Here is a 26,006-nt window from a genome sequence, read left to right on the forward strand (position 1 = left end):
CGATGCTGGCGATGACCGGCGATCCGGGGACGGTGAAGCAGGGGGGCGGGGTGGCCTACTGAGCCCGACCCCGTTCGAGTGCCCTAGAGGCTGACACCGACCGTCACCGGCTCGTTGACCAGCGTGATCCCGAAGGTCTCGTGGACTCCGGCGACGACCTCGCGGGCCAGTGCGAGCAGGTCCTCGGTGGTCGCCGCGCCCCGGTTGGTGAGTGCGAGGGTGTGCTTGGTGGAGATGCGGGCGGGGCCGGTGCCGTAGCCCTTGGTGAAGCCCGCCTTGTCGATCAGCCAGGCCGCGGAGGTCTTGGTGTGCCCCTCCCCCGCCGGGTACGCGGGCGGTTCCACGCCGTCGCCGATGCGCTCCCGCACACGCGCGTGGAACGCGGCGAACTGGTCGGCGGTCAGGATCGGGTTGGTGAAGAAGGATCCGGCCGACCAGGTGTCGTGATCCTCGGGGTCCAGGACCATGCCCTTGCCGGAGCGCAGCTTCAGGACGGTCTCGCGGACGGTGGCCAGCGGGACGCGGTCGCCGGGTTCGACGCCCAGGGCGCGGGCGGTCTCGGCGTACTTGATGGGCCCGGACAGCCCGGCCGCGTCCTCCAGTGCGAAGCGGACGCGCAGAACGACGTACCGCTCGGGGTCGGCCTTGAAGCGGCTGTGACGGTAGGAGAAGGCGCACTCCTCGTTGGCCAGCGTGACCGTCTCGCGTGTGCGGCGGTCGTAGGCGACCACCTCGGTGATCGTGGAGGAGACCTCCTGGCCGTACGCCCCCACGTTCTGGATCGGTGTCGCACCCGCCGAGCCGGGGATGCCGGCGAGGCACTCCACGCCGGCGAGACCGGCCTCCACGGTGCGGGCGACGGCGTCGGTCCAGACCTCGCCGGCGGCCAGCTCCAGGCTTGTGCCGCCGAGCGAGAAGCCCTTCGTGGCGATGACGAGGGCGGTGCCCGCGAAGCCCTTGTCGCCGATGACCAGGTTCGAACCGCCGCCGATGACCAGCAGCGGGGTGCCGTCGGCGTCGGCTTCGCGGACGGCGGCGACCACCTCGGCGTCGGTGGTGGCGGTGACCAGCCGGGTGGCGGGACCGCCCAGCCGGAAGGTGGTCAGCGGGGCGAGGGGGGCGTCGTGGAGTTCCTGCACGGGCCCAAGACTACGAGACGGCAGCCCCGTGTCCCAGGCGAGCGGCACGGCGGTCGGCCGGGCCGTTCAGCGCCGCCACGCGTGCGTGGGCGGCGCTGGGGGCGGGCTCATGCCAGACGCCGCCTCGCCTCCGCCCAGTTCACGGGGAGGGCGTCGCTCGTCGTCGTCCAGGTGGCGAACTTCGCGTCCCGCATCTGTGGGCCAGGCCCCGGGACGTCGGCGCGTGGGCGCCGGAGCGGGCGAAGTCCTTGAGGGCCTGGGGCGACTCCCAGGCGGACAGCGTCCAGAAGGTCCGTTTCAGGGGCTCGGCCTTCAGCGTGGCCCCGTAGGCGTCGGGCGCCCGGCTCACCTGCCGCCACACACTCGGCGTACCGACGAGGAAGCGCAGGGCGCCCCACAGGGTGCGGGTCTCGAAGCGGGAGGCGAAGACGTGGACCTCGGTGGGTCTGCGGCGGGGTGTTCGGCGTGGTCCAGGGAAGGGTGGGCATGGCGGGCTCCTTTCGGCCGGGTCCTGCGGGTCAGTGGGAGACGGGCTCGGCGACCGGCGCGGGCGTCTGCCCGGCCGCGCTGACGATCTGGGCGGCGCGGCGGCGCGTCGGGATCAGCAGGGCCGCGATCCCGGCGAGCGCGACCACCGCCGAGCCCGTCACCAGCGCGGGCCGCAGGCCGTCGACGAAGCTCTGGCCGGTCTCGTAGCCGCCCCGGGCGGAGAAGATCGACCCCATGATCGCGATGCCGAGCGCGCCGCCCACCTCGCGCAGCGCGTTGTTGGCGCCGGAGGCGATGCCCTGTTCCAAGGCGCGGACGCTGGACATCACCAGGTTGGAGGCGGGGGCGAAGAAGAGGCCCATGCCGATGCCGCTGATAATCAGGCCGGGCAGCTGGACGCCGTAGGACGCGTCAGCGGTGATCACGGAGGCCATGTAGCCGAGGCCGACGGCCTGGAGGAACAGGCCGGTGGCGACGACCGGGCGGCCGCCGATGCGGTCGGAGAGGATGCCGGCGATCGGCGCGGCGAGCATGGGCATGCCGGTCCACGGCAGCATGCGCAGCCCCGCCTCGGTGGGCGAGTAGCCGAGCACACCCTGCATGTACTGGCTGAGCAGGAAGATCGACCCGAACATCCCGAGGAACATCAGCATGCTGGCGGCGTTGATACCGGAGAAGGCACGGGAGCGGAACAGCCGCATCGGCAGCATGGGGGTCTTGCTGCCGATGCCGTGCTGGACGAAGCCGACGAGCAGCGCGGATCCGGCGAACAGCCCGGTCAGCACGAGCGGGGCGGTCCAGCCGTCGGCGGGCCCGCGGACCAGGCCGTAGACGATCCCGAAGAGGCCGCCGCTGGCCAGCAGGGTGCCGGTGATGTCGAGCGGGGCGCCGGTGCCGTACGACTCGGCGAGGCGCAGCCGGGCGAGCGGCAGCAGGGCCAGGCCCAGCGGAACGTTCAGCCAGAAGATCCACTGCCAGGAGATGTGCTCGGTGAGGCTGCCGCCGATGAGCGGCCCGGAGGCCACGGCGAGCCCGTTGACGGCACCCCAGATGCCGTACGCCATCCCGCGTTTGGCCGCGGGCACGGCCGCCGTCAGCAGGGTGAGCGTCAGCGGCATCATGATCGCCGCGCCGACGCCCTGGACGGCGCGGGCGGCGATCAGGGAGTCGATGCCGGGCGCCAGGGCCGCGCCGGCGGACGCGCCGGTGAAGATGACCAGCCCGACGAGGAGGAGCCGCCGACGCCCGAAGCGGTCACCGAGTGCCGCGCCGAACATCAGCAGGACGGCGAAGGTGAGTGTGTACGCACTCACCGTCCACTCCAGGTCGTGCAGGGCCCCGCCCAGGTCCCCGCGGATGGAGGGCAGTGCGGTGGTGACGACGAGGTTGTCCAGGGCGGCCATGAATCCGGCGACGCTGGTGATGACGAGGGCCCAGACAGCCCCTGCACGGGTGGGTTGTGCGGTCTGTTGTGACATCTCTCCCCCAGAAGGTGATCACTTACCGAAGATTAGTTATTGCTGACTAACTTTCGTGCTCATGAGAAGGCGCCGAAAACGCCTCTCCTGCCCCTACCGTTCGAGCCGCCCCTTGAGCCGAGCTGACGGATAGAGCCCTTCCCACACCCGGTGCTCGGGCGGGAACCCCATGCCCGCCAGGCAGTTGACGAGCATCCCGTACGCCAGGAAGGTCGTCGTCTCGTTGACGTCAGCGCCGAGCGGCAGATGGACGGTGTCCCACAGCCGCATCCAGCCGGCCCGCACCGCCTCGCCGAACTCGTGGTCGCCCTCCTGCTCGGCGGCCGCCACCGCGACGTACATCTGCATCTGCATCATCAGCTGCTCGGGCCGCTCGGTGATGACCTCGGTGTACGCGTCCGCCATGGCATGCAGGGCTTCCTCGCCCTCGAGCCCTGCGGAGGCCTCCGCGAAGGTCCGGATGGTGTCCTCCACGCAGCGCTCGGCCGCGGCCAGGAAGATCGCCTTCTTGCCCGGGAAGAGCCGGAAGAGATACGGCTGCGACACCCCGACCCGCTTGGCGATCGCCTCGGTCGACGTGCCGTGGTACCCACCGCGACCGAACTCGGCCGTCGCCGCACGGATGACGCTCTCGCGCCTCTCCTCTGCGCTCATCCTGACCATGGGAGTAAGTTAGTACTCAATCACTAACTAAGTCGAGGGTTCGCCTGAAGCAAAAGTAAAGGAGCGCCCCACCATGGAGAGCGCCCCTTACCCCCGTGCTGTACCTCGCCGTGCTCAGGCGAGCCGCACGACCGCCCGCGACATCCCCAGCACCTTCTGCCCGGCGCTGGTCGCCACGAGGTCCACGCGGACCGTGTTGTCGTCCAGCTTGGCCGCGACCTTGCCGCTGACCTCGATACTGGCGCCCTGGTCGTCGTTCGGGACGACGACGGGCTTGGTGAATCGGACGCCGTAGTCGACGACCGCGCCCGGGTCGCCGGTCCAGTCGGTGACCACGCGGATCGCCTCGGCCATGGTGAACATGCCGTGCGCGATGACGTCCGGCAGTCCGACCTCCTTGGCGAACTTCTCGTTCCAGTGGATCGGATTGAAGTCCCCGGAGGCACCCGCGTACTGCACGAGCGTGGCGCGGGTCACGGAGAAGGTCTGGGCGGGCAGTTCGGTGCCGACCTCGACATCGTCGTAGGAGATCTTCGCCGTCATGTCAGCCCTCCTCGGCCGCGCGGGCGACGAGCTTCGTCCAGGCGGTCACGACGTGCTCCCCCGCCTCGTCGTGGACCTCGCCGCGGATGTCCAGGATGTCGTTGCCCGCCATGGACTTGATCGCCTCGATGGTGGAGGTGACGGTCAGGCGGTCGCCGGCGCGCACCGGGCGGGTGTAGGCGAACTTCTGGTCGCCGTGCACCACCCGGCTGTAGTCCAGGCCGAGCTGGGGGTCCTGGACGACCTGTCCCGCGGCCTTGAAGGTGATCGAGAACACGAAGGTCGGCGGGGCGATCACATCGGAGTGGCCGAGCGCCTTGGCGGCCTCCGGGTCCGTGTACGCCGGGTTGGTGTCTCCCACCGCCTCCGCGAACTCACGGATCTTCTCCCGGCCCACCTCGTAGGGGTCGGTGGGCGGGTAGCTCCGCCCCACGAAGGACTGGTCGAGCGCCATGACTCGGCACCTCCTGATGTCTCTGTGGTTGACCTGCAGTCGACCGGAACCGGCCGGTAACCGGGGCCGAAACGACGTGAGGCCGTCCCCAGAATCTGGGGACGGCCTCACGTACGAGCCTGATTTATCGCGTTTCGCGGTGCGCGGTGTGCGCATTGCAACGCGGGCAGTGCTTCTTCATCTCCATTCGGTCCGGGTTGTTACGCCGGTTCTTCTTGGTGATGTAGTTCCGCTCCTTGCACTCCACGCAGGCCAGCGTGATCTTCGGGCGGACGTCGGTGGCAGCCACGTGAGTGCTCCTTGACGAACGGATAGACTGATTAACGCAAGCAAGAGTAGCCGATCGAAGGACCGACCCCGCAATCGGCTACTGTCAGTAGCGGTGACCGGACTTGAACCGGTGACACAGCGATTATGAGCCGCTTGCTCTACCGACTGAGCTACACCGCTGAGATGCGATCGGGCCCCGCCTTGCGGCGGGAACCTCTCACACCAGAGCCCCAATACGGAATCGAACCGTAGACCTTCTCCTTACCATGGAGACGCTCTGCCGACTGAGCTATTGGGGCGAGCGATGAAGACATTACACGCTCGGCTGCCGTTCGCCCAAATCCGTTTCGCGGCCCCCGCCGACAGCCGATCCGAGGCCCCCTCAGACACCTCTCAGGCCACTCCCGCACCGCTCTCGCCTGCTCTTCCTCGGGCGCTCGTTCGGCGGACCACACCGGTACGACTATTGCGCTCCTCCCCGCCGTCACGGGGTCGCCAGCCTAGGCTCGACTCACTCTGCGTGATCTTGCGTCTCCGGCGCAGTTCCCCACCTCAGCCCCCCTGCGCAGCCCCGAGCCCCTGGAGCGCGATGCCCGACAGCCAGCCCCAGCCGCCCCACTCGTCGTCCTCGTCGGGCTCGTCCGGACCGAGCGATCCGACCGCCCTCCTGCTGTGCGGGGCGCGGCTCACCGACGGCCGGACCGTGGACGTACGGCTGGGCAGCGGGCGCATCGAGGCGGTCGGCACGGCCGGGAGCCTGGCGGCGGGCGGCACGCGCGCGGGCGGTGCGCACGTCGACCTCAGCGGCTATCTGCTCCTGCCGGCCCCGGCCGAGCCGCACGCCCACGGTGACACGGCACTGTCGGCCGACGCCGGCGGGCCGGTCTCGTACGACCCCCACGTCGTCCAGCGCCGGGCCACGGAAGCGGCCCTGCTGCAACTCGGCCACGGAGCGACCGCGTTGCGGGCACATGTGCGCGTGGGCGACGTTCAGGGGCTGGGCGCCCTGGCCGCCCTACTCCGGGCCCGACGGTCGCTGCGCGGGCTCACGGAGTTGACGACGGTGGCGATGCCACGGCTGCTGACCGGAGTGGCCGGGGCGGACGGGCTTGCGATGCTGCGGGACGCGCTGAAGATGGGCGCCTCCGTCGTGGGCGGCTGCCCGGACCTGGACCCCGATCCGACGGGCTACGTGGAGGCGGTCCTGGGGGTCGCCTCCGAGCACGGCTGCCCTGTCGACCTGCACACCGACGCCACCGACCCGGCGCGTCTGTCCCGCCTCGCGGCTATGGCCGGCGGCCTGCGCCCCGGCGTGACGCTCGGCCCGTGCGGCGGCCTGGGGCGCCTCCCCTCCGTAGTGGCCTCGCGGACCGCGGACCAGCTCGCCGCTGCCGGGGTGACGGTGGTGTGCCTGCCGCAGGGCGGTTGCGGGGGCGTGGAACAACGGGGCACAGCGCCCGTACGACTGCTGCGCACGGCCGGGGTGCGGATCGCCGCGGGCAGCGGCACCCTGCGGGACGTGTCGAACCCCGTGGGGCGCGGAGACCCGCTGGAGGCCGCCTATCTGCTGGCCTCGCGCTACGGCTTGCGGCCCGAGGACGCCTACGACGCCGTGAGCGCGTCGGCGCGGGCGGCGCTGGGGCTGCCCGAGGTACGCGTGGAGGCGGGTTTCCCGGCCGAGTTGCTGGCGGTGCGCGGGGATCGGCTGGCGGGGGCGCTGTCGCTGGCGTACAGCCGGATCGTGGTGCACCGGGGGCGCGTGGTGGCGCGGACGAGCGCGGTGCGGGAGTACTGCAACTCGGCCGTGGCAGCGGAGTTGGGGCTGCCGCGGCAGGGGCGGGGGGAGTTGTCGTGAGGGGTGCGCGGGGTGTAGCGCACGCCCCGCCTGAACGCCCTCACCACGGCGTGCAGCTCGCAGCACGTGCCGGCGCGCACGCCTTACCTCGCAACAACGCAAGCGCCATCTCCGGGCGCTGCACGAAAGCTCCCGCGCGCGCCTCACCACTGCGGCGCAGGCGGGTATGCGCCCTTGCAAGGCGAACGCGCCGGGCGTGTGCGATGAGCCGTCCGCCGGGTGCGCGTCTCGGGCGCGTGCGCCCCTGGGGCGTGGCTGAAGTCGTGCGGCGGATGCGGCCGTCCGGGCGTACGGTCGAAGACATGCGCATTGTCATCGCTGGTGGTCATGGTCAGATCGCGCTGCGGCTGGAGCGGCTGCTCGCCGCGCGCGGGGACGAGGTCGCGGGGATCATCCGCAAGTCCGAACAGGGCAACGATCTGCGGGAGGCCGGTGCCGAACCGGTCCTGCTGGACCTGGAGTCGGCCTCGGTCGAGGAGGTCGCGGCACATTTGCAGGGCGCGGACGCGGCGGTCTTCGCGGCGGGCGCGGGCCCGGGCAGCGGCGCGACCCGCAAGGACACGGTGGACCGGGACGCGGCGATCCTGTTCGCGGACGCGGCGGTTCGAGCAGGCGTACGACGGTACGTGATCGTTTCGTCGATGGGCGCGAATTCCAAACACGAGGGGCGCGAGGTTTTCGACGTCTACCTGCGCGCGAAAGGCGAGGCCGACGACCACGTCCGCGGCCTGGACGCCCTGGATTGGACGATCCTGCGTCCCGGCATGCTGACGAACGATGCCGGCACCGGCCTGATCCGCCTTGAGGCGCACACCGGCCGCGGCCCGATCCCGCGCGACGACGTGGCCGCCGTACTGGCGGAGTTGGTGGACACCCCGGCGACGGCCGGCCTGACCCTTGAGCTGATCAGCGGGCCGGCGCCGGTGTCCGTCGCGGTGAAGTCGGTGGCGGGGAACTGAGGATGACCGCGGCGGGGGTTCCCGCCGTGCGGGAAGCACTGCTGCGGCGGATGTACGAGGTCTTCTCGACGGACGAGAGGAATGCCTTCCTGGAGCGGTGCCTGGCCCCGGACGTGGACTGGCCGAACGTCCTGGACGGGGTCCGGCTGCACGGCCGCGAGGCGGTACGCGCGTACTGGGCACGGCAGTTCGCGGCCGGTCATCCCCTCGTACGGCTGGAGGGTTTGCGGCTGGACGGGGACGGCGAGGCGGTGGTGGCGACCGTACGGCTCGGGATGCGCGACGCGTCGGGTGACCGGTGGGCGGAGGAGACGGTCGAGCACGTGTACCGGTTCGACGGGGAGGGGCTGGTGGCGCGGATGGACGTGTCGGCGGGCTTGCAGTAGGGCGCGGGGCGGCGCAGAGCCCGTACGTAGGCGCCGGCCACTGGGGGCGTCTAGAAGAGCGGCATCTGCCCGGGGAACTCCGGGACGGCGTACCCGTCCAACGAGGGCTGAGCGGCGCCGATCTGAACCTGCCGCCGGGAGCCGGGGCACGAGACGAGTTCCCCGCTCTCCCGCGCGCCGGGCGGATCATGCCGCGCGAACCGGCCGGCGACGACGGCAATCTCGCGACGGCACTCGGGGCAGCTTCTGCGACGAGTGGACATGGGATCAGTGTGCCCCGGGCCGTGTCGAGTTGTGCGCTTCAGCGATGCCGATGCCCGTGACGGGGCCGTTGGCTCCCGTGGCGGTTTCTTTGGCACAAGAAAACCCCCTCCGCTCTGCGTTTCCGCAGTTCGGAGGGGGTTTCTCTCAGCGTGGCGGCGCCAGGATTCGAACCTGGGAAGGCTGAGCCGGCAGATTTACAGTCTGCTCCCTTTGGCCGCTCGGGCACACCGCCGGGGTTGCTGCCGTTCGAACCGCTTTTCGGCGGTGCTCTCTGGCAACGACGTAAACAATACCCGATGGGGAGGGGTGCTTCGCCACCCGATTGATCGCCGCCCGGGCGGCCTGGGGTGGCTAGGCTTGTCCGGATGCGGCCCGAGGCCTGCCCCGGGTTCGGCGGCAGCCCCCACTACGCCGACACGCACCGACACGCACCCCGATACAAGGAGCCACAGGACATGGCCGACTCCAGTTTCGACATCGTCTCGAAGGTCGAGCGGCAGGAGGTCGACAACGCCCTCAACCAGGCCGCCAAGGAGATCTCGCAGCGCTACGACTTCAAGGGCGTGGGTGCCTCGATCTCGTGGTCCGGTGAAAAGATCCTGATGGAGGCGAACTCCGAGGACCGGGTGAAGGCTGTCCTCGACGTCTTCCAGTCCAAGCTGATCAAGCGCGGGATCTCGCTGAAGGCGCTGGACGCGGGCGAGCCCCAGCTCTCGGGCAAGGAGTACAAGATCTTCGCGTCGATCGAGGAGGGCATCTCCCAGGAGAACGCAAAGAAGGTGGCGAAGATCATTCGCGACGAGGGCCCGAAGGGCGTGAAGGCCCAGGTGCAGGGCGACGAGCTGCGGGTCAGCTCGAAGAGCCGCGACGACCTGCAGGCCGTGATCGCCCTCATCAAGGGCCAGGACTTCGACTTCGCGATCCAGTTCGTGAACTACCGCTAGTCCGGACGGGCCGCGCGCACGAGGAAGGGTGGGCACCGCCGGGTGCCCACCCTTCTCGCCTGCTGGCCGCGGTCCGGGGTGCTGCGTCGCGCTCAGTCGCGCGAGTGGCCGAACAGGATGCGGTACGCGATCAGGAGGACGAGGGAGCCGCCGATCGCGGCGGTCCAGGTGGCGCCGTCGTAGAAGTCCTTGCTGATGGGGTGATCCAGCCAGCGGGCCGAGATCCATCCGCCGATGAACGCGCCCGTCACGCCGATGACGGTCGTGCCGATGAAGCCGCCCGGGTCACGGCCCGGCAGCAAAATCTTGGCGATGGCGCCGGCCAACAGTCCGAGGATGATCCAACTGATGATGCTCATGCCGTGAACCTGCCCTTCCACGCTGTGCCCGCACTGTCCCGGCACTGTGATCTTGGTCCCGCCGGGCCGTGCCTGCGGCCGTGCGCCGTGCGCTCGTCTCGCGCTTCGTCGTACCTGTGCTCGTGCTCGTGTTCGTGCTCTTGTTCGCTCCCTGTTGATGACGAGGACGTCACCACTGCACCCGGCGGTTGCAGCGGTCAGTAGGGTGCGGCGCATGACTCGTTCCAGTTCCGGTGCTGAGCTGCGGCGCACCCTCGGTGTGGGAGACGCCGTGGTCATCGGGCTCGGCTCGATGGTCGGGGCCGGGATCTTCGCCGCCCTGGGCCCCGCCGCGCGTGCGGCAGGGTCCGGGCTGCTCCTCGGGCTCGCCGTCGCCGCCCTCGTCGCCTACTGCAACGCCACGTCGTCGGCGCGGCTGGCCGCGCTGTATCCGGCCTCGGGTGGCACGTACGTGTACGGGCGCGAGCGTCTCGGGGAGTTCTGGGGTTATCTCGCCGGCTGGTCGTTCGTGGTCGGGAAGACGGCCTCCTGTGCGGCGATGGCGCTCACCGTGGGCGCGTACGTCTGGCCGGGGCAGGCGCATGCCGTGGCGGTCGCGGCCGTGGTGGCACTGACCGCGGTGAACTACGGCGGCGTCCAGAAGTCCGCCTGGCTGACGCGGGCGATCGTGGCGGTCGTCCTGGCCGTCCTCGCCTCCGTGGTCGTGGTGTGTCTGGGCTCCGGGGAGTCCGATGCCGGGCGCCTGGACATCGGTGCCTCCGGTGGTGCGGGCGGGGTGCTGCAGGCGGCCGGCCTGCTGTTCTTCGCGTTCGCCGGATACGCGCGCATCGCGACCCTTGGTGAGGAGGTGCGGGATCCCGCGCGCACCATCCCCCGGGCCATCCCGCTTGCTCTGGGCATCGCGCTGGCGGTGTACGCGTGTGTGGCGGTGGCTGTCCTTTCCGTGCTCGGGGCGGACGGTCTCGGGCGCGCGGACGCGCCGCTGGCCGACGCGGTGCGTGCGGCCGGGGTGCCGGGGCTGGTGCCCGTGGTGCGGGTGGGCGCCGCCGTGGCCGCGCTCGGCTCGCTGCTCGCGCTGATCCTCGGTGTCTCGCGCACCACGCTGGCCATGGCCCGGGACCGGCATCTGCCGGGCGCTCTGGCGGCGGTGCATCCGCGCTTCCAGGTGCCGCACCGGGCGGAGTTGGCCGTGGGCGTGGTGGTCGCTGTTCTCGCCGCCACTGTGGACGTGCGCGGTGCGATCGGGTTCTCCTCCTTCGGTGTGCTGACGTACTACGCGGTGGCCAACGCGTCGGCCTGGACCCTCGGGTCAGCTCCGGCGGCGCGGGTGGTACCGGCGGTGGGACTGCTCGGGTGTGTGGTGCTGGCGTTCGCGCTGCCGGGGGTTTCGGTGGTTGTGGGTGCGGGGGTGCTGGCGGTGGGTGTGGTCGCGTACGGCGTGCGGCGGTGGGCGGCCGCGCGTTAGCGACGGCGGATCGGCGCGCGGGCACGGGGACGGTTACGGGTGCTGCGCGGGCGCGGACTTGGGTCCTCCACGGTCACGCGCAGGATGCGGCGCGTGGGCACGGGCGCCGGTGGCCGTGGTTACGCGGGTCTTCGAAGTTAGGCGGTGCGGCTCTTTGCCGGTGCCTGCCTCTGTGGCCTTCGCCAGCGAGGATGTGACACTTCAGCGCCGGGTGTCACATCCTCGCGAGTCACCGCTCCGCGCCAGCGCTTCTCGCGCACCGCTTAACTTCGAAGACCCGGTTACGCACGTGGTGCGGTCGCGGCCGTGGTGCGGTGCCTGGTCGCTTCTCGTTGTCGTCCGTGTGTGTGGCTTCCGCTACGAGCCCTGGGGTGCCGCCGTGCGTGTGCGGAAGTCGGTCCACGGGGCCATCTCCAGGTCCTCGTTCATCTCCTCGTACCAGCCGGTGCCGTCGGCCCAGGCGCGCAGCCAGTCCGTGAGGCTGGGGGCGTCCACGAACCAGGCCTGGTCGGGGTCACCGGGATTCGGCTCGAAGAGCAGGACGGTGGCGTCCGGGGCGTTGCAGTCCACGCACGCGTACATCGCGCAGCCCCAGTGGGATATCGGCAGGACGCCTTCGGGCCAGGGCCAGTCGGGGTCCTTGCGGCCGCTGTCGCGGTTGGCGAGGTACTGGGGGACGGCGGCGCGCTCGCCGGCCGGCGGGCTGTCGAGCAAGGGCAACAGGCCGTACTCCGGTCCGAATCCGCCGTCTCCTATCCGCAGGTAGAGGTCGGCGAGCAGCGGGGGCAGGCGGAAGCCCAGTGCGGCCTCGGCGCGGGCCAAGGTGGCCGCGTCCACGGGCTCGGGGAGGGAAGTCCAGCCCCACGGGTGGGTGTTGCGGGCCTTGGCCGCCACCCGTGCCAGCAACTGCTCGGTCTCTGTCATGCGTTCATGATGCAAGCCGCCACTGACAATCGGGCCGGCCTGTGGACAACCGCCGGGTTGTGGACAACTCGGCGACTGCCGCCTGTCTTGCCTGGCTACTCCCCTACCAGCGCGACGAGAACGGCTGGTCGGTCGGCACGATCTCGCGGCCCAGCGGGAACAGCGAGACCGGGATCAGCTTGAAGTTCGCGATGCCGAACGGGATGCCGATGATCGTCACGCACAGCAGGAGACCGGTGACGATGTGGCCGATGGCCAGCCACCAGCCCGCGAGGACCAGCCACAGGACGTTGCCGATGCAGGACGGAGCTCCGGCGTCGCGGCGCTCGACCGTGGTGTACCCGAAGGGCCACAGGGCGTAGACGCCGATACGGAAGGCGGCGATGCCGAACGGGATGCCGATGATGGTGATGCACAGCAGGAGGCCTGCGGCCAGGTAGCCGAGAAACAGCCAGAAGCCGCTCAGGACGAGCCAGATGACGTTCAGGATGGTTTTCACTGGTGGTGGCCTGCCATCTTCTCGAGCCGGGCGATACGGTCCGCCATCGGCGGGTGTGTGGAGAACATCTTCGAGAATCCCTGACCCGGGCGGAAGGGATTGGCGATCATCATGTGGCTCGCGGTCTCGAGCCGAGGCTCGGGGGGCAGCGGGAGCTGCTTGGTGCCGAGTTCGAGCTTGCGCAGGGCGCTGGCGAGGGCCAGCGGGTCGCCGGTGAGCTGGGCGCCGGACGCGTCGGCCTCGTACTCTCTGGAGCGGCTTATGGCCAGCTGGATGAGGGCGGCCGCGAGCGGGCCCAGGATCATGATCAGCAGCACACCGAAGAGGCCGGGGCCGTCATCGTCGTCGGAGCGGCCGACCGGGATCAGCCAGGCGAAGTTGACCAGGAACATGATCACCGAGGCGAGGGCGCCGGCGACCGACGAGATCAGGATGTCGCGGTTGTAGACGTGGCTGAGCTCATGGCCGATGACGCCGCGCAGTTCGCGCTCGTCGAGGAGGCGCAGGATGCCGTCGGTGCAGCACACGGCCGCGTTGCGCGGATTGCGGCCCGTCGCGAACGCGTTCGGCGCCTCCGTCGGCGAGATGTACAGGCGCGGCATGGGCTGGCGGGCCTGGGTGGAGAGCTCGCGGACCATGCGGTACAGCGCCGGGGCCTCGAACTCGCTCACCGGGCGCGCGCGCATCGCGCGTAGAGCGAGCTTGTCGCTGTTCCAGTACGCGTAGGCGTTCGTGCCCAGCGCGATCAGGACCGCGACGACGAGCCCCATACGGCCGAAGAGGCTGCCGATGACGATGATGAGTGCGGACAGTCCCCCGAGGAGTACTGCGGTCCTGAGCCCGTTGTGCCGGCGGTGCACGGTACGCCCTCCAAGTGGTGCAGCAGGGGAACCCTTTGCTTGTCGATCTCCGATGCCACTGGTGCCGTGACGACACGTCCAGTGGACCCTCCCGTACTGGTCAACGCCAGGCGAGGGCCTCTAGTTCCCTTGTGCGTTCGGGGGCATGAGTGGGCCGTCCGGGTGAGGACGGCGGCGCCTGGAGTTCAGTACCGCACGCGCGCGTGGAGTCCCAGAGGGCTCAGAAGAGGCCGGTGTCGGCGAACCGCAGGATCAGCTGGGGAGCTCCGGAGAGGGCGATGCCGACGACGGCGGTGAGAGCCATCGTTGCCGTCACGGGGGCGGGGACAAGGTGCCTCTCCGGCTCGCCCTCGGGGGCCCGGAACAGCAGGGCCGTCCACTGGAGGTAGTAGAACAGCGCGATCACGACGTTGACGGCCATGACGACGGCGAGCCAGCCGAGGCCGGCGTCGACGGCGGCGGAGAAGACGGTGACCTTCGCGAAGAGGCCGATGATGCCCGGCGGGAGTCCGGCGAGGCACAGCAGGAAGAAGGCCAGGATCAGGGCGGAGAGCGGGTTCTTCGTGTAGAGGCCGCGGTAGTCGCTGATGCGGTTGAGGGTCTTCGTACGGCCCACCAGGGCGGCCACCGCGAAGGCGCCGAGGTTCACGGCGGCGTACATGAGGGCGTAGGCGACAGTGGAGCCGATGGAGCGCTCGGGGTCGTCGGAGTAGGCGGCTGCGGCGATCGGCACCAGGAGGTAGCCGGCCTGGCCGACGGACGACCATGCGAGCAGTCGTACGGCGCTGTACGCGCGCGTGGCCTGCTGGCGCAGGGCGCCGACGTTGCCGACGGTCATGGTGAGCGCGGCCAGTGCCGCGAGGGCCGGGCCCCAGACGTCGGCGTACGACGGGAGGGCGATGACGGTGACGAGGATCAGGCCGGAGAAGCCGACCGCCTTGCCGACGACCGACAGATAGGCGGCGACGGGGAGAGGGGCTCCCACGTAGGTGTCCGGGACCCAGAAGTGGAACGGTACGGCGGCCGTCTTGAAGGCGAAGCCGACGAGGGTGAGGACGACGCCGGTCTGGGCGAGGGTGTGGAGCTGGCCGTCGACGTTCTGGATGCGGTCGGCGATCTGGGTGAGGTAGAGGGTGCCCGTCGAGGCGTACACGAAGCTGATGCCCAGGAGGCTGACCGCGGTCGCGGTGACCGAGGACAGGAAGAACTTCAGGGCCGCCTCGGAGGACTTGCGGTCGCCGTGACGGAGGCCGACGAGGGCGAAGGCGGGCAGGGAGGCGACTTCCAGGGCGACGATGAGGGTCGCAAGGTCGCGGGAGGCGGGCAGGAGGGCGGCGCCGGCCGCTGAGGAGAGCAGCAGGAACCAGAACTCCCCTTCGGGGAGTCCCTTGTTGGCGTCCTTCAGGGCGGTGACCGACAGGAGGGCCGCGAGGAGGGCGCCACCGAGGACCAGGAGCTGGAGGACGAGGGTGAAGCGGTCGGCCGTGTAGCTGCAGACGTCAGGGGCGCCGGTGAGGCAGAAGGTGGCGCGGTCGCCGTCCAGGAGGGGCAGCAGCATGAGCGTCGAGGCGGCCAGGCCCGCGACCGACAGCCGGCCGAGCAAGGCCTTCTTGTGCTCCCCGACGAACAGGTCGGCGATGAGGACGACGAGTCCGACGACCGCCGTGATGGTGGGCGGCGCGATGGCGAGCCAGTCGACGGACTGGACGAGGTTCGCGGCCGACGGCTGGGCCAGGGCGCTCATCGGGTGCCTCCTGCGAGGAGCTGCTGCACGGCCGGGTCGGTCAGGCCGAGGAGAGCCTTGGGCCACAGGCCGGCGACGACGGTGAGGGCGACGAGCGGGGTCCAGGCCGCGAACTCGTACGTGTGGACGTCGGCGAGCTTCGGGGCGTCCTGCGCTACGGCGCCCATGCAGACGCGGCGGACCACGACGAGCAGGTACGCGGCCGTCAGCAGCGTGCCGAACGCGCCGATCGCCATGAAGGTGAGGAAGGCGGGGCGGCTGAGTTCGGCGGCGGGCTCGAACGCCCCGAACAGCGCCAGCATCTCGCCCCAGAACCCGGCCAGGCCCGGCAGGCCGAGCGAGGCGACCGCGGCGAACGCGAGCAGGCCGCCGAGGCGCGGGGCCTTGCCGTAGAGCGCGGCGCCGGTCTCCTCGGCGAGGGTGTCGAGGTCGGTGGTGCCCGTGCGGTCCTTGAGCGCGCCGACCAGGAAGAAGAGGAGGCCGGTGATGAGGCCGTGGGCGACGTTGGCGAACAGTGCGCCGTTCACGCCGGTCGGGGTCATCGTGGCGATGCCGAGGAGGACGAAGCCCATGTGGCCGACGGAGGAGTAGGCGATGAGGCGCTTGAGGTCGCCCCTCGCACCCCGCTTCGCCAAAGCCAGGCAGGCCAGGGATCCATAGATGATGCCGACGACGGCGAACGCGGCGAGGTAGGGCGCGAAGGTGCGGAAGCCGTTGGGGGTGATGGGCAGAAGAATGCGGACGAACCCGTACGTACCCATCTTCAGCAGGACGCCGGCCAGCAGGACCGAGCCGACGGTCGGCGCGGCGGTGTGGGCGTCGGGCAGCCAGCTGTGCAGCGGCCACATCGGCGTCTTGACCGCGAGCCCGATCCCGATTGCCAAAACCGCGATGACCTGCACGGATGTGGTCAGCGGTGGGCCGTTGTCAGTGGCGAGTGCCACCATGTCGAAAGTGCCCGCCCTGAGTCCGATCAGGAGCAGGCCGAGCAGCATGACGACGGAGCCGAGCAGCGTGTAGAGGATGAACTTCCAGGCGGCCTGGGTCCGTTGCTCACCGCCCCAGCGGGCGATGAGGAAGTACATCGGGATGAGGACCATCTCGAAGGCGAGGAAGAAGAGGAGCAGGTCGAGGACGGCGAAGGTGGCGAGGGTGCCGGATTCCAGGACGAGCAGCAGTGCGACGAAGGCCTTCGGGCTCGGGCCCGCGGGCATCTTGAAGTAGGAGTAGAGCGCGCAGAGGAAGGTCAGCAGCGCGGTCAGGACCAGAAGGGGGAGGGAGATGCCGTCGATGCCGAGGTGGATGCGCACGTCGAGTGCGGGGATCCAGCTGATGTCCGTGCTGGCCTGCATCTTCGACGGCTGGTCATGGTCGAAGCCGAGCGCGAGGACGATCGCGGCGATGAGCACCGCGCCGGTGACGGTCACACCGTGCCGGAGCACGGCCTGCTCGGGTGACTTCCCCTTCAGCCCGGGTGGGGCCGGCAGGAGAGCGGCGGCGGCGCCGAGGAGCGGGCCGACGACGGCGAATGCCAGAAGGAACTGCATCACGGACTCGTTGATATCGATCACGCCTGCTCACGCTCCCGTGGCGACGAGGACGGCGGCGACCGCGAGGACAACGGTGCCGGCGAGCAGCGCGCTCACATAGGTCTGCACATTGCCGGTCTGGGCACGCCGTACGGCGGTGCCGAGCCAGCGGGGTAGGGCGCCCGCGCCGCGTACGTAGGTGTCGACGACCTCGCGGTCCAGGAACCGGACGAGATCGGCTCCGGCCCGGACCGGGCGGACGAACAGCGCCGAGTACACGGCGTCCAGGTGGAAGCCGACGGCCGCGTGCCGGTGCAGCGGGCCGAGCAGCAGGCGGCCCGGGTCGGACGGGTCGGGTGCCTGGGCCAGGTCTCCGTAAGCGGGTGCGTGGCTGGCGATGGCCTCCGCCTCGACCCGGCCGGCGTCGCCCTCGGGGTGGGCCGCGACGGCACCGTGGGGGTGCCCCCGCTCGAGCGAAGCCGAGAGTGGGGGAGGTACGCGCGCCGCGAGCGCGGTGCTGTGCCGCCAGGCTGCGTAGGTGACGAGGCCGCCGACCAGGGCCACGCCCGTGCCGAGGACTGAGGTGGTGAGGGTCGGAGCGAGGTCGCGGCCGCCGAACCAGTCGGGCAGGACGCGGTAGGCGAGTGCGCCGACGGCGAGGGACGGGACCGCGAGCACCCACAGCACCACGGTCATGGGGAGAGGCTGGCGGCCGTGGTCGGGGGCCTCGGCGCCCCGGCCGCGGAAGGCCAGCAGCCACAGCCGCATCGCGTACGCAGCGGTGAGCAGGGCCGTGAGCAGGCCGACGACGAGGACGAGCCAGCCCGCGGCGCCGGGGGCGTGCTCGGTGTGGCCGGTGGCGACGTGCTCGGCGGCGCCGAGGACGGACTCCTTGGAGAAGAAGCCGCTGAACGGCGGGATCGCGGCGAGCGCGAGGAGCGCCACGGTCATCGTCCAGTAAGCGTCGGGGACGCGGGCGCGCAGGTGGCCCATGCGGGACATGGTGGCCAGCGAGTTGGTGCCGGCGGCGTGGATGATCACGCCGGCCGCGAGGAACAGCAGCGCCTTGAAGGCGCCGTGCGACAGGAGGTGAAAGACGGCGGCACCGCGGTCGGCGACGGCGAGGGCGCCGGTCATGTAGCCGAGCTGGCCGATCGTCGAGTAGGCGAGGACGCGCTTGATGTCGTCCTGGGCGAGCGCGGCGAGCGCCGAGCCGGCCATCGTGACGGCGGCCGTGACGGCGAGGACGACCATCGCGGCCTGGGAGGCCTCGAAGACCGGGAGGAGACGGGCGACGAAGTAGACACCGGCGGCGACCATCGTCGCGGCGTGGATCAGCGCGGAGACGGGCGTGGGGCCCGCCATTGCGTCGGGGAGCCAGGTGTGCAGCGGGAACTGCGCCGACTTGCCCGCCACGCCCGCGAGGAGAAGCAGGGCGATCAGGGTCGGGTGGTCGAGGCCGCCGTTCGCGACGGTGCCGAGGACCTTCGTGATGCGGAAGGAGCCGGCGTCGGTGGCGAGGGCGAACAGGCCGATGAGGAAGGGGACGTCACCGAGCTTGGTCACCAGGAAGGCCTTGAGGGAGGCGGCGCGGGCCTCCGGGGTCTCCCAGTAGTGGCCGACCAGGAAGTACGAGCAGATGCCCATGATCTCCCAGCCGACCAGCAGCACCATCAGGTCGCCGGAGTAGACGACGAGCAGCATCGCGGAGGTGAAGAGGGAGACGAGGGCGGCGTACGAGGGGTAGCGCGGGTCGTCGCGCAGGTAGCCGGTCGAGTAGATCTGCACGCAGGTCGCGACGAGGCCGACCAGGACGGCGACGAGGGCGGCGAAGCCGTCGATGTGCAGGGCGAGTTCGATCGGGACCGAGCCGGTCGGGGTGAGCTCGGTGGCGGCGTTCAGCGCCCGGTCGCCGCCCTGGCGTACGGCGAGCAGCGCGGCGAGCACGAGGGAGGTGAGCGTCGGCAGGACGGCGAGCGGGCGGACGAAGCCGGGGGCGGTGCGGCCCAGGAGCAGGCCGGCGGCCGCGCCCAGGAACGGAAGGAGGGGGACGAGGACGGCGAGGGTGGTCGTGGTCACGCGGTGGCCTCAGCCTTCTCGGCGCCCGTCTCGGCCGCGGGGGCGTCGGTCTCGTGGCCCTCGGCGGTGTCGCGGAGCTTGTCGATGTCCGCGGTGCCACGGTTGCGGTGGACGGCGAGGACGATCGCCAGGCCGATGCCGATCTCGGCGGCGGCGATGGCGATGGTGAACAGGGTCAGGGCCTGGCCGGAGTGCAGGGTCTCCTCGGCGGTCCTGCTGAGCCAGACGTCGAAGGCGACGAGGTTGAGGTTGACGGCGTTGAGCATCAGCTCGACCGACATCAGGACCAGGATCGCGTTGCGGCGGGCGAGGACGCCGTAGAGCCCGGTGCAGAAGAGGAGGGCGGAGAGTACGGCGGGATAGGCGAGGTGCATCAGCGGCCGCCTTCCTGCTCGACCGGGTTGTTTCGCCCGTCCGGGTGATTCCGGGAATCGGGGACGGAGGGGGAACTCCCGGTCGCGGCTCGGGAGTTCACAGGGGGAGAGCTCGTCTCCGCCTTCGCCTTGCGGGACAGGACGATCGCGCCGACCAGTGCGGCGAGGAGAAGGACGGAGAGGGCCTCGAAGGGGAGGACCCAGTTCTGGAAGAGGCTCGCGCCGGTGGCCTGGGTGGAGCCGGCGGCCGGGCCGTCGAGGTCGATCCAGGTGGTGCGGAAGGCGTCGACGACGACCCAGACCAGGGCGGCCGCGGCGGCGACGGCCACGGTCAGGGCGGCCCAGCGGTTGCCGGAGTCGGCGTCCGGGGAGCGGCCGATGGGCGCCCTGGTGAGCATCAGACCGAAGAGGAGGAGGACGACGACGGAACCGACGTAGATGAGGACCTGCACCCAGGCGATGAACTCTGCGGTGAGCAGGAGGTACTCGACGGCGAGGCCGCCGAGCGTGACCACCAGCCACAGGGCGGCGTGCACCAGCTGTCTGGTGGTGACGGTGACGAGCGCGGCGCCGAAGGTGACCAGGCCGACGAGGAGGAAGGCGATCTCGACGCCGGTCGGGGAGAGGAAGCCGTGCGGGTCGGCGGCGGCCGTGGTCAGCGCGGCTGAGACGGCGTTCACGACTGTCCCTCCTGTGGCTCGGTCGGTTCGGCCCGGGCGGCTGCCAGTTTCTCGGCGGTCTTGCGGGCCGCGGCGATCTCCTTCGGTTCCTCCGCGCCGGGGTCGAGGGCGGGCGGGGCCGGGACGGTCCACATCCACTCGCGGAGCTTGTCGCGTTCGTGGGTGAGGTCGCGGATGTCGGTCTCGGCGTACTCGAACTCCGGGGACCAGAACAGGGCGTCGAAAGGGCAGACCTCGATGCAGATACCGCAGTACATGCACAGGGCGAAGTCGATGGCGAAGCGGTCGAGGACGTTGCGGCTGCGTTCACGGCCGCCGGGGGTCGCCGCCGGAACCGTCTCCTTGTGGGAGTCGATGTAGATGCACCAGTCGGGGCACTCGCGGGCGCACAGCATGCAGACCGTGCAGTTCTCCTCGAACAGGCCGATCACGCCGCGGGTGCGGGGCGGGAGGTCGGGCTGGGTGTCCGGGTACTGGTCGGTGACGGACTTCCGCGTCATCGTGCGCAGGGTGACGGCCAGGCCCTTGGCGAGGCCGGAGCCGGGGATGGGGACCATGGTTAGGAGATCACCACCTTGACGATGCCGGTGAGGGCGATCTGGGCGAGGGAGAGGGGGACGAGGAGGGTCCAGGCGAGCTTCTGGAGCTGGTCCTCGCGCAGGCGGGGGTAGGTGACGCGGAGCCAGATGACGATGAAGGCGAGGACGGCCGTCTTGAGGAGGGTCCAGACCCACCCGAGGCCGTCGGCGCCCCAGGGGCCGTGCCAGCCGCCCAGGAAGAGGACGGTGGTCAGGCCGCACAGGACGACGATTCCGGCGTACTCGGCGAGGAGGAAGAGGGCGAAGCGGAGGCCAGTGTACTCAGTGTAGGCGCCGAAGATGATCTCCGAGTCCGCGACGGGCATGTCGAACGGGGGTCGCTGCAGCTCCGCCAGTCCGGCGACGAAGAAGACGATCGCGCCGACGATCTGCCAGGGCAGCCACCACCACTGGAAGGCGTCGAGGATGCCGGGGATCGACACCGTGCCGGCGGCCATCGCCACCGAGGCGGCGGTGAGCAGCATCGGGAGTTCGTAGGCGAGGAGCTGGGCGGCGGTGCGGAGGCCGCCGAGGAGGGAGAACTTGTTGGCGGAGGCCCAGCCGGCCATGAGCGAGCCGAGGACGCCCACGCCCATCACGGCGAGGACGAAGAAGACGCCCGCGTCGATGACCTCGCCGACGGCGCCCTCGCCGGGGCCGATGGGGATGGCGAGGAGGACCAGGAGGTACGGGAGGAGGGCTACGGCAGGGGCGAGTTGGAAGATACGGCGGTCCGCGCCTGCCGGGACGATGTCTTCCTTCTGCGCGAACTTCACGCCGTCCGCGACGAGTTGGGCCCAGCCGTGGAAGCCGCCGGCGTACATGGGACCGAGGCGGCCCTGCATGTGGGCCATGACCTTGTGTTCGGTCTGGCCGATGATCAGGGGGAAGGTGAGGAAGACGGCGAAGACGATGAGGAGTCGCAGGGTGACGTCGAGCGCGTCGTTCACTGCGGGCCTCCTGTGGGGTCTTCGGGGGTGGGCTGTTGGTCCGGCGTGCTGTCCGAGGTGTTGTTCGGGGGGGTGTCCGGGGGGGTGTCCGGGGGGGTGTCCGGGGGGTTCTCTGACGTCTTCTCCGACGTCTTCTGGGGCGCCCTGCCGGACGGGGCGTCGGGCGTCTCGTCGGAGCTCTCGTCGAACGCTTTGTCAGGAGTCGTGTCAGACGCCTCGTCGGGCTCGGGGCGCTGTTCGGGCTCCGGCTCCGGCTCGTCGAAGGCCGGGCGGGCATGGTGCCAGGGGGCGTCCGGGCTGCGAGGGGTGGCGGGGGGCTTCGGGGGCGTGACCCCGGCAGGCGGGGGTGTGGTGCCCTCGGGCTCGCCGGTCGGGGCCGGAGTACCGGATGTGCCGGGTGAATCAGACACGGGGCGCTGGCTCGCCGAGCCCTCGCTCGCGGTTCGGACACGGCGGGGGCCTGCCGGGGCGGCACCCGTTCCAGGGCGCTGCGATGCCGAGCCCTCGCTCGTGGTGCGGGCGCGACGCGGTGTCGTCGGTGGGCCGGACGGTGCCAGGGGCGTGGCCTCGGTCGGCGGCTCGGGGGCGTCGGTTTCGGTCGGCGGCTCGGGGGGTGTGGGCGGCTGGCCGGCTGAGCCCTCCGACGGGGGGCGGGTACGGCGCGGCGTGGGCGTCGGGCCACCCGGCTCTGCGGGGGCCTCCGACTGGCTCGCCGAGCCTTCCGCTGCCGTGCGGGTGCGGCGCGGTGCCGGTGTCTCCGGCGTGCCGGTCGGCGGGGGTGTCTGTGGGGCTGCCGGTGGCTGGCTGGCCGAGCCTTCCGCTGCGGTACGGGTACGGCGCGGCGTGGGCGTCGGGCCACCCGGCTCTTCGGGGGCCTCCGACTGGCTCGCCGAGCCTTCCGCTGCCGTGCGGGTGCGGCGCGGGGTGGGTGTCTCCGGTGTGGCCGTAGGCGGGGTTGTGTCCGGCTGGCTGGCTGAGCCCTCGGCAGTCGTGCGGGTGCGGCGTGCCGGGCGGTCGCCTGGCGTGCGGGCTGTGGCCCTGGCCGGGCGGGTGGGGGCAGGGGGGAGTTGGCCCTTCAGGGGGCCCCATTCGTTGGGGTCGGGGACTCCTGGAGGGAGCATCTGGCGGCGCTTCGGGGCGCCGTGTTCGGATTCGCCTGGTTCCTTGGCGCCGGGCCAGGCCTTGGCGACGCGGGCCGCCAGGACGAAGTCCTTGCGGAGGGGGTGCCCCTCGAAGGTGTCCGGGAGGAGGAGGTGGTTCAGGGAGGGGTGACCTTCGAACAGCACGCCGAACATTTCGTGCGTCTCGCGTTCGTGCCAGGCCGCGCCCGCGTAGACGCCGACCGCGGTCGGGAGGGTCGGGGCGTCGTGCAGGACCGTCGTACGGATAAGGAGGCGGCGTACCGGGGAGAGGGCTGCCACGTGGGCCGCGACGCGGAAGCCTGTGCCGGGTTCGTCGACCGCGCTCAGCCAGTCGAAGTAGGTGCAGCCAAGGCGGTCGCGGGCCGTTTCCAGGGCCGTGATCCAGGAGGTGGGGGGTACGTCGACCGTCAGGACCTCGTAGGACTCCTCGGCCGTGGCCTCGGTACCAAACAGTTCCGCCACGGGTGCGGGGAGCCAGCCGGTCGTGGTCATCGGTCGCCCTCCCCCGTGTCCGTACCGCCGCCGGTCGCCGGCGGCTGGACCAGGCCGCTCTGCAGGGCCGCGGCCGACGGGCGGGCCGCAGAGGTGCCGTAGCGCTCGCCCAGTGACTCGCGGGCTATCTTCTCCTGGAGCTTCAGGATGCCCTGGAGCAGGGCCTCGGGGCGGGGCGGGCAGCCGGGGACGTAGACGTCGACCGGGATGATCTGGTCGACGCCCTTGGTGACGGAGTAGGAGTCCCAGTACGGGCCGCCGCAGTTGCTGCACGCGCCGAAGGAGATGACGTACTTCGGCTCGGGCATCTGCTCGTACAGGCGCTTCACGGCCGGGGCCATCTTGTCCGTGACCGTGCCGGAGACGACCATCAGGTCGGCCTGGCGGGGCCCCGGCGCGAACGGGATGACGCCGAGGCGGATGAAGTCGTGGCGGGCCATCGACGCGGCGATGAACTCGATCGCGCAGCAGGCGAGGCCGAAGTTGAAGACCCAGAGGGAGTAGCGGCGGCCCCAGTTGAGGATCACCTTCATCGGCTCCGGGGCGAGGCGGGCGAGGGCGCCCAGCCGTTTCGGCTCCGGGAGGAGAACGGGCTGCTCTGCCGTCTCCGGCGTCGCGCCCGGCGTCACGTCCATGCCAAGACGCCCTTCTTGTATGCGTACAGCAGGCCCACGGCGAGGAAGCCGAGAAAGATGAACATCTCCACGAGCGTGGTCGCGCCGTAGCCGGGGGCGGCGAAGATCGTCGCCCAGGGGAACAGGAAGATCGAGTCGACGGCGAAGATCACGTACAGGAAGGCGTAGACGTAGTAGCGGACCTGGGTGTGGGCCCAGCCCTCGCCGACGGGGTCGACGCCGCACTCGTACGTCAGGAGCTTCTCGGGGGTGGGGACGACGGGCCGTAGCAGGCGGCCGGCCCCGAAGGCGACGGCGACGAACAGCACGCCGAGGACGGCGAGCAGTCCGACGACCGAGTAGGACTGGAAGTAGTCCGCCGCCGTGACGAAGGTCGAGGCCGCTTCGCCGGTGCCCCAATCTACGGCGGTCGGATCGACGACGGTCGGTTCCCGCACGTCCGTCCCCTCGCTCCCTGGCCTTGTGATCTCGTGAACACCACTGTCCGACGATCTGTACGGGAGTCTAGGCCCTGCTAAAGAGACAGTAAGCAGGTCGTCATCCCTCGAGATGGTGTGGTGGGGTTTTCCCCAGGGGATCCTGGCGGTCCTCCTCATGGCGCGACGGCGCACCGCGCGGCACGCTGGCCCGTATGACCGAACGCCCCAGCGCCGCCCCGACGGCCGACAGCGCCGAGTTGCTTCCGCCCGCCCGTTTCGCCTACGACCAGCACACCTGGAAGGAGATCGCGCATCTCCTGGCGAACCTTCCGATGGCGCTGCTCGGCTTCCTCTACGTCATGACCGTGCTGTTCACCGGCGCCGGGCTCACCGTCACGGTGATCGGGTTCCCGCTGCTCGCGGCCGGGCTGGTGGGGGCGCGGCAGCTGGGGAAGCTGGAGCGGGCGCGGGCGAGGGCGTTGCTCGGGGTGCGGGTGGAGGAGCCGAGTCCGCTGCCGTTGCGTGGGAGTGGCGGGGTCATTCCGCAGCTGTGGATGATGCTGCGGGATCCGGTGGGCTGGCGGACGATCCTGTACGACTTCATCCGGCTGCCGTGGGGGATTCTCACCTTCACCATCACGTTGACCTCGTTGTTCGTGCTGTGGCCGGTGCTGCCGTTCATCGCGCGGGGTCTGGCCAACGCCGACCGGGCGATGGTGCGGGGGCTGTTGTCGCCGTCGGACGAGCTGGAGCGGCGTATCGCCGAACTGGAGTCCGACCGGGGGGTGGTCGTCGATACGGCGGCCGCCGACCTGCGGCGCATCGAGCGCGACCTGCACGACGGGGCCCAGGCCCGGCTCGTCAATCTCGCGATGGGGCTCGGGCTGGCCAAGGAGAAGCTGCTGGAGGATCCCGACTCGGCGGCGGCGATGGTGGACGAGGCGCACGGTGAGGTGAAGCTGGCGCTGCAGGAGCTGCGGGATCTGGCGCGGGGGATTCATCCTGCGGTGCTCACGGACCGCGGCCTTGATGCCGCGCTGTCCTCGGTCGCCTCGCGGTGCACCGTGCCGGTGAAGGTGACGGCCGACCTCGATGCCCGGCCGGCCGCGGCCATCGAGGGCATCGCGTACTTCACCGTTTCCGAGCTCCTGCAGAACATCAGCAAACACAGCGGGGCGAAGTCGGCGACGGTGGATGTGTGGCAAACCGAGCACCGGCTGCTCATCCAGGTCTGGGACGACGGCCGCGGGGGCGCGCGCCTCGACGGCGGCACGGGGATGCGGGGGCTCGCGGACCGGCTGGGCGCGGTCGACGGGCTGTTCGTCATTGACTCGCCGCCGGGTGGGCCCACGACGGTTACGGCGGAGTTGCCGTGGCGGGGTCGGGTGTAGGGGGCTGGTGGGGGCTGGGGGCTGAGTCTCGGTGGGCTGCGGGCTGCGTCTCGGCTGAGGGCTGGGGCTTAAGGGCCGGGTCTCGGTGGGGGCTGAGTCTCGGGTGAGGGCTGAGGGGGCGCCGACGCGGGTGGCGTTGCAGGTGGACGGATGTGGGTGGGTCACGGGGCAGGGTGGGCCGAGCTGGGCTCGACGCGGGTCGGCGGGGGCCGGGGTGACGGAGTATGTGGCCGGGCAAGGGTGGGCTGGGCGCGGGCAGTGCCAGGGGCGATTCCAAGGGCAAGGGCTCCGGGCCAGGGCGGCACCGGCATAGACGGGCCGGGGGCACTGCCTCGGCCAAGGCGGGGCGCCGCCGTGGACTAGCGGCGAGGCGCCGCCGTGAGTTAGGAGCTGGGTGCCACCTTGGGCCGGGACGGGGCGCCGCCATTGGACTAGGAGCGGC

The 26,006-nt window shown here is 71.0% G+C and carries 27 protein-coding genes, 3 tRNA genes and 1 pseudogene; 6 read left to right on the top strand and 25 right to left on the bottom strand.

All coding sequences use genetic code 11. From position 1 onward, the window contains the following. Nucleotides 1–83: 83 nt before the first annotated feature. The 9 genes and pseudogenes from AQJ91_RS11115 to AQJ91_RS11150 all read right to left on the bottom strand — a co-directional run bounded on the left by AQJ91_RS11115 (nt 84) and on the right by AQJ91_RS11150 (nt 5,335). Complete coding sequence (locus AQJ91_RS11115) at nt 84–1,139, bottom strand: UDP-N-acetylmuramate dehydrogenase (RefSeq protein ID WP_067019041.1); 1,056 nt, start codon at nt 1,137–1,139, stop codon at nt 84–86. A 107-nt stretch (nt 1,140–1,246) separates the two neighbouring features. Further along, nucleotides 1,247–1,627: pseudogene (locus AQJ91_RS55390) on the bottom strand (DUF3291 domain-containing protein). 30 nt (nt 1,628–1,657) lie between these two features. After that, complete coding sequence (locus AQJ91_RS11120) at nt 1,658–3,106, bottom strand: MFS transporter (RefSeq protein ID WP_067019044.1); 1,449 nt, start codon at nt 3,104–3,106, stop codon at nt 1,658–1,660. Nucleotides 3,107–3,199: 93 nt separating this feature from the next. Then, the gene (locus AQJ91_RS11125) at nt 3,200–3,769 is read right to left on the bottom strand and encodes a TetR/AcrR family transcriptional regulator (protein WP_199847901.1); all 570 of its coding nucleotides are present in this window, start codon (nt 3,767–3,769) and stop codon (nt 3,200–3,202) included. Nucleotides 3,770–3,883: 114 nt separating this feature from the next. Next, complete coding sequence (locus AQJ91_RS11130) at nt 3,884–4,312, bottom strand: MaoC family dehydratase (RefSeq protein ID WP_067019050.1); 429 nt, start codon at nt 4,310–4,312, stop codon at nt 3,884–3,886. A 1-nt stretch (nt 4,313) separates the two neighbouring features. Further along, the gene (locus AQJ91_RS11135; RefSeq protein WP_067019054.1) at nt 4,314–4,766 is read right to left on the bottom strand and encodes a MaoC family dehydratase N-terminal domain-containing protein; all 453 of its coding nucleotides are present in this window, start codon (nt 4,764–4,766) and stop codon (nt 4,314–4,316) included. 124 nt (nt 4,767–4,890) lie between these two features. Next, on the bottom strand, nt 4,891–5,055 hold the full coding sequence (rpmG, locus tag AQJ91_RS11140) for a 50S ribosomal protein L33 (RefSeq protein ID WP_018834916.1): 165 nt from the start codon (nt 5,053–5,055) through the stop codon (nt 4,891–4,893). An 88-nt stretch (nt 5,056–5,143) separates the two neighbouring features. After that, nucleotides 5,144–5,216 (bottom strand) — tRNA-Met (locus AQJ91_RS11145). Between the two features lie 46 nt (nt 5,217–5,262). After that, nucleotides 5,263–5,335 (bottom strand) — tRNA-Thr (locus AQJ91_RS11150). A 290-nt stretch (nt 5,336–5,625) separates the two neighbouring features. Here AQJ91_RS11150 and AQJ91_RS11155 point away from each other — a divergent pair. The 3 genes from AQJ91_RS11155 to AQJ91_RS11165 all read left to right on the top strand — a co-directional run bounded on the left by AQJ91_RS11155 (nt 5,626) and on the right by AQJ91_RS11165 (nt 8,236). Continuing rightward, nucleotides 5,626–6,891, top strand: a complete 1,266-nt coding sequence (locus AQJ91_RS11155) for an amidohydrolase family protein (protein ID WP_067019055.1) — start codon at nt 5,626–5,628, stop codon at nt 6,889–6,891. 302 nt (nt 6,892–7,193) lie between these two features. After that, entirely contained in the window at nt 7,194–7,850 is a 657-nt protein-coding gene (locus AQJ91_RS11160; RefSeq protein ID WP_067019464.1) for an SDR family oxidoreductase, read from the top strand. 2 nt (nt 7,851–7,852) lie between these two features. Continuing rightward, complete coding sequence (locus AQJ91_RS11165; RefSeq protein ID WP_067019058.1) at nt 7,853–8,236, top strand: nuclear transport factor 2 family protein; 384 nt, start codon at nt 7,853–7,855, stop codon at nt 8,234–8,236. 50 nt (nt 8,237–8,286) lie between these two features. Here the strand turns inward: AQJ91_RS11165 and AQJ91_RS11170 are convergent, their stop codons facing one another. Together AQJ91_RS11170 and AQJ91_RS11175 are read right to left on the bottom strand one after the other, a co-directional pair. Continuing rightward, nucleotides 8,287–8,499: a hypothetical protein gene (locus tag AQJ91_RS11170; protein WP_067019061.1), complete on the bottom strand. Its 213-nt coding sequence runs from the start codon at nt 8,497–8,499 to the stop codon at nt 8,287–8,289. A gap of 151 nt (nt 8,500–8,650) precedes the next feature. Next, nucleotides 8,651–8,732: transfer RNA gene (locus tag AQJ91_RS11175), tRNA-Tyr, on the bottom strand. 223 nt (nt 8,733–8,955) lie between these two features. Between AQJ91_RS11175 and AQJ91_RS11180 the strand changes: the two genes are divergently transcribed. Continuing rightward, nucleotides 8,956–9,444, top strand: coding sequence for a YajQ family cyclic di-GMP-binding protein (locus AQJ91_RS11180; RefSeq protein WP_067019063.1), 489 nt, complete (start codon nt 8,956–8,958; stop codon nt 9,442–9,444). A 92-nt stretch (nt 9,445–9,536) separates the two neighbouring features. On the opposite strand, the gene AQJ91_RS11185 is transcribed toward AQJ91_RS11180, so the two are convergent. Continuing rightward, on the bottom strand, nt 9,537–9,803 hold the full coding sequence (locus tag AQJ91_RS11185; protein WP_067019065.1) for a GlsB/YeaQ/YmgE family stress response membrane protein: 267 nt from the start codon (nt 9,801–9,803) through the stop codon (nt 9,537–9,539). A gap of 214 nt (nt 9,804–10,017) precedes the next feature. On the opposite strand from AQJ91_RS11185, the gene AQJ91_RS11190 reads away from it, so the two are divergent. Beyond that, the gene (locus AQJ91_RS11190; protein WP_067019068.1) at nt 10,018–11,268 is read left to right on the top strand and encodes an APC family permease; all 1,251 of its coding nucleotides are present in this window, start codon (nt 10,018–10,020) and stop codon (nt 11,266–11,268) included. A gap of 357 nt (nt 11,269–11,625) precedes the next feature. On the opposite strand, the gene AQJ91_RS11195 is transcribed toward AQJ91_RS11190, so the two are convergent. The 13 genes from AQJ91_RS11195 to AQJ91_RS11255 all read right to left on the bottom strand — a co-directional run bounded on the left by AQJ91_RS11195 (nt 11,626) and on the right by AQJ91_RS11255 (nt 24,191). Next, nucleotides 11,626–12,192, bottom strand: coding sequence for an SMI1/KNR4 family protein (locus AQJ91_RS11195; RefSeq protein ID WP_067019071.1), 567 nt, complete (start codon nt 12,190–12,192; stop codon nt 11,626–11,628). A gap of 103 nt (nt 12,193–12,295) precedes the next feature. Further along, the gene (locus AQJ91_RS11200) at nt 12,296–12,691 is read right to left on the bottom strand and encodes a YccF domain-containing protein (protein WP_067019073.1); all 396 of its coding nucleotides are present in this window, start codon (nt 12,689–12,691) and stop codon (nt 12,296–12,298) included. Then, nucleotides 12,688–13,551: a zinc metalloprotease HtpX gene (gene htpX, locus AQJ91_RS11205; protein ID WP_067019076.1), complete on the bottom strand. Its 864-nt coding sequence runs from the start codon at nt 13,549–13,551 to the stop codon at nt 12,688–12,690. Before htpX ends, AQJ91_RS11200 begins: the two co-directional genes overlap by 4 nt. A 220-nt stretch (nt 13,552–13,771) precedes the next feature. Continuing rightward, nucleotides 13,772–15,295, bottom strand: coding sequence for an NADH-quinone oxidoreductase subunit N (locus AQJ91_RS11210; protein WP_067019079.1), 1,524 nt, complete (start codon nt 15,293–15,295; stop codon nt 13,772–13,774). Further along, nucleotides 15,292–16,866, bottom strand: a complete 1,575-nt coding sequence (locus AQJ91_RS11215; protein WP_067019082.1) for a complex I subunit 4 family protein — start codon at nt 16,864–16,866, stop codon at nt 15,292–15,294. The genes AQJ91_RS11210 and AQJ91_RS11215 overlap by 4 nt, the downstream gene beginning before the upstream one ends. Nucleotides 16,867–16,872: 6 nt before the next feature. Continuing rightward, entirely contained in the window at nt 16,873–18,903 is a 2,031-nt protein-coding gene (locus AQJ91_RS11220) for an NADH-quinone oxidoreductase subunit 5 family protein (RefSeq protein ID WP_067019085.1), read from the bottom strand. Next, nucleotides 18,900–19,277: an NADH-quinone oxidoreductase subunit NuoK gene (gene nuoK / locus AQJ91_RS11225; RefSeq protein WP_067019088.1), complete on the bottom strand. Its 378-nt coding sequence runs from the start codon at nt 19,275–19,277 to the stop codon at nt 18,900–18,902. Before nuoK ends, AQJ91_RS11220 begins: the two co-directional genes overlap by 4 nt. Further along, nucleotides 19,277–19,957, bottom strand: a complete 681-nt coding sequence (locus tag AQJ91_RS11230; RefSeq protein WP_079084829.1) for an NADH-quinone oxidoreductase subunit J family protein — start codon at nt 19,955–19,957, stop codon at nt 19,277–19,279. The genes nuoK and AQJ91_RS11230 overlap by 1 nt, the downstream gene beginning before the upstream one ends. Then, nucleotides 19,954–20,514 carry a NuoI/complex I 23 kDa subunit family protein gene (locus tag AQJ91_RS11235; protein ID WP_067019091.1) on the bottom strand — a complete coding sequence of 187 codons (561 nt, stop codon included), beginning with the start codon at nt 20,512–20,514 and terminating at the stop codon, nt 19,954–19,956. The genes AQJ91_RS11230 and AQJ91_RS11235 overlap by 4 nt, the downstream gene beginning before the upstream one ends. Before the next feature lie 2 nt (nt 20,515–20,516). Next, nucleotides 20,517–21,485, bottom strand: a complete 969-nt coding sequence (locus AQJ91_RS11240; RefSeq protein WP_067019094.1) for a complex I subunit 1/NuoH family protein — start codon at nt 21,483–21,485, stop codon at nt 20,517–20,519. Continuing rightward, nucleotides 21,482–23,119: an NADH-quinone oxidoreductase subunit C gene (locus AQJ91_RS11245; RefSeq protein ID WP_067019095.1), complete on the bottom strand. Its 1,638-nt coding sequence runs from the start codon at nt 23,117–23,119 to the stop codon at nt 21,482–21,484. Before AQJ91_RS11245 ends, AQJ91_RS11240 begins: the two co-directional genes overlap by 4 nt. Continuing rightward, nucleotides 23,116–23,754: an NADH-quinone oxidoreductase subunit B gene (locus tag AQJ91_RS11250; protein WP_067019098.1), complete on the bottom strand. Its 639-nt coding sequence runs from the start codon at nt 23,752–23,754 to the stop codon at nt 23,116–23,118. The genes AQJ91_RS11245 and AQJ91_RS11250 overlap by 4 nt, the downstream gene beginning before the upstream one ends. Further along, nucleotides 23,745–24,191, bottom strand: coding sequence for an NADH-quinone oxidoreductase subunit A (locus tag AQJ91_RS11255; RefSeq protein WP_067019102.1), 447 nt, complete (start codon nt 24,189–24,191; stop codon nt 23,745–23,747). The genes AQJ91_RS11250 and AQJ91_RS11255 overlap by 10 nt, the downstream gene beginning before the upstream one ends. A 194-nt stretch (nt 24,192–24,385) precedes the next feature. Here AQJ91_RS11255 and AQJ91_RS11260 point away from each other — a divergent pair, with 194 nt between their 5' ends. Then, complete coding sequence (locus tag AQJ91_RS11260; RefSeq protein WP_067019104.1) at nt 24,386–25,564, top strand: sensor histidine kinase; 1,179 nt, start codon at nt 24,386–24,388, stop codon at nt 25,562–25,564. The last annotated feature ends 442 nt before the right edge of the window (nt 25,565–26,006 follow it).

The organism is Streptomyces dysideae (assembly GCF_001514305.1).
In the GTDB taxonomy this organism is placed as follows: Bacteria; Actinomycetota; Actinomycetes; order Streptomycetales; family Streptomycetaceae; genus Streptomyces; species Streptomyces dysideae.

Bases quoted from the DNA above. Each gene is read 5' to 3' on its own strand.
- AQJ91_RS11120 (WP_067019044.1), bottom strand. From the start codon at position 3,106: ATGTCACAACAGACCGCACAACCCACCCGTGCAGGGGCTGTCTGGGCC.
- AQJ91_RS11125 (WP_199847901.1), bottom strand. From the start codon at position 3,769: ATGGTCAGGATGAGCGCAGAGGAGAGGCGCGAGAGCGTCATCCGTGCG.
- AQJ91_RS11130 (WP_067019050.1), bottom strand. From the start codon at position 4,312: ATGACGGCGAAGATCTCCTACGACGATGTCGAGGTCGGCACCGAACTG.
- AQJ91_RS11135 (WP_067019054.1), bottom strand. From the start codon at position 4,766: ATGGCGCTCGACCAGTCCTTCGTGGGGCGGAGCTACCCGCCCACCGAC.
- AQJ91_RS11155 (WP_067019055.1), top strand. From the start codon at position 5,626: ATGCCCGACAGCCAGCCCCAGCCGCCCCACTCGTCGTCCTCGTCGGGC.
- AQJ91_RS11160 (WP_067019464.1), top strand. From the start codon at position 7,194: ATGCGCATTGTCATCGCTGGTGGTCATGGTCAGATCGCGCTGCGGCTG.
- AQJ91_RS11165 (WP_067019058.1), top strand. From the start codon at position 7,853: ATGACCGCGGCGGGGGTTCCCGCCGTGCGGGAAGCACTGCTGCGGCGG.
- AQJ91_RS11170 (WP_067019061.1), bottom strand. From the start codon at position 8,499: ATGTCCACTCGTCGCAGAAGCTGCCCCGAGTGCCGTCGCGAGATTGCC.
- AQJ91_RS11180 (WP_067019063.1), top strand. From the start codon at position 8,956: ATGGCCGACTCCAGTTTCGACATCGTCTCGAAGGTCGAGCGGCAGGAG.
- AQJ91_RS11185 (WP_067019065.1), bottom strand. From the start codon at position 9,803: ATGAGCATCATCAGTTGGATCATCCTCGGACTGTTGGCCGGCGCCATC.
- AQJ91_RS11190 (WP_067019068.1), top strand. From the start codon at position 10,018: ATGACTCGTTCCAGTTCCGGTGCTGAGCTGCGGCGCACCCTCGGTGTG.
- AQJ91_RS11195 (WP_067019071.1), bottom strand. From the start codon at position 12,192: ATGACAGAGACCGAGCAGTTGCTGGCACGGGTGGCGGCCAAGGCCCGC.
- AQJ91_RS11210 (WP_067019079.1), bottom strand. From the start codon at position 15,295: ATGAGCGCCCTGGCCCAGCCGTCGGCCGCGAACCTCGTCCAGTCCGTC.
- nuoK (WP_067019088.1), bottom strand. From the start codon at position 19,277: ATGCACCTCGCCTATCCCGCCGTACTCTCCGCCCTCCTCTTCTGCACC.
- AQJ91_RS11235 (WP_067019091.1), bottom strand. From the start codon at position 20,514: ATGGTCCCCATCCCCGGCTCCGGCCTCGCCAAGGGCCTGGCCGTCACC.
- AQJ91_RS11245 (WP_067019095.1), bottom strand. From the start codon at position 23,119: ATGACCACGACCGGCTGGCTCCCCGCACCCGTGGCGGAACTGTTTGGT.
- AQJ91_RS11250 (WP_067019098.1), bottom strand. From the start codon at position 23,754: ATGGACGTGACGCCGGGCGCGACGCCGGAGACGGCAGAGCAGCCCGTT.
- AQJ91_RS11260 (WP_067019104.1), top strand. From the start codon at position 24,386: ATGACCGAACGCCCCAGCGCCGCCCCGACGGCCGACAGCGCCGAGTTG.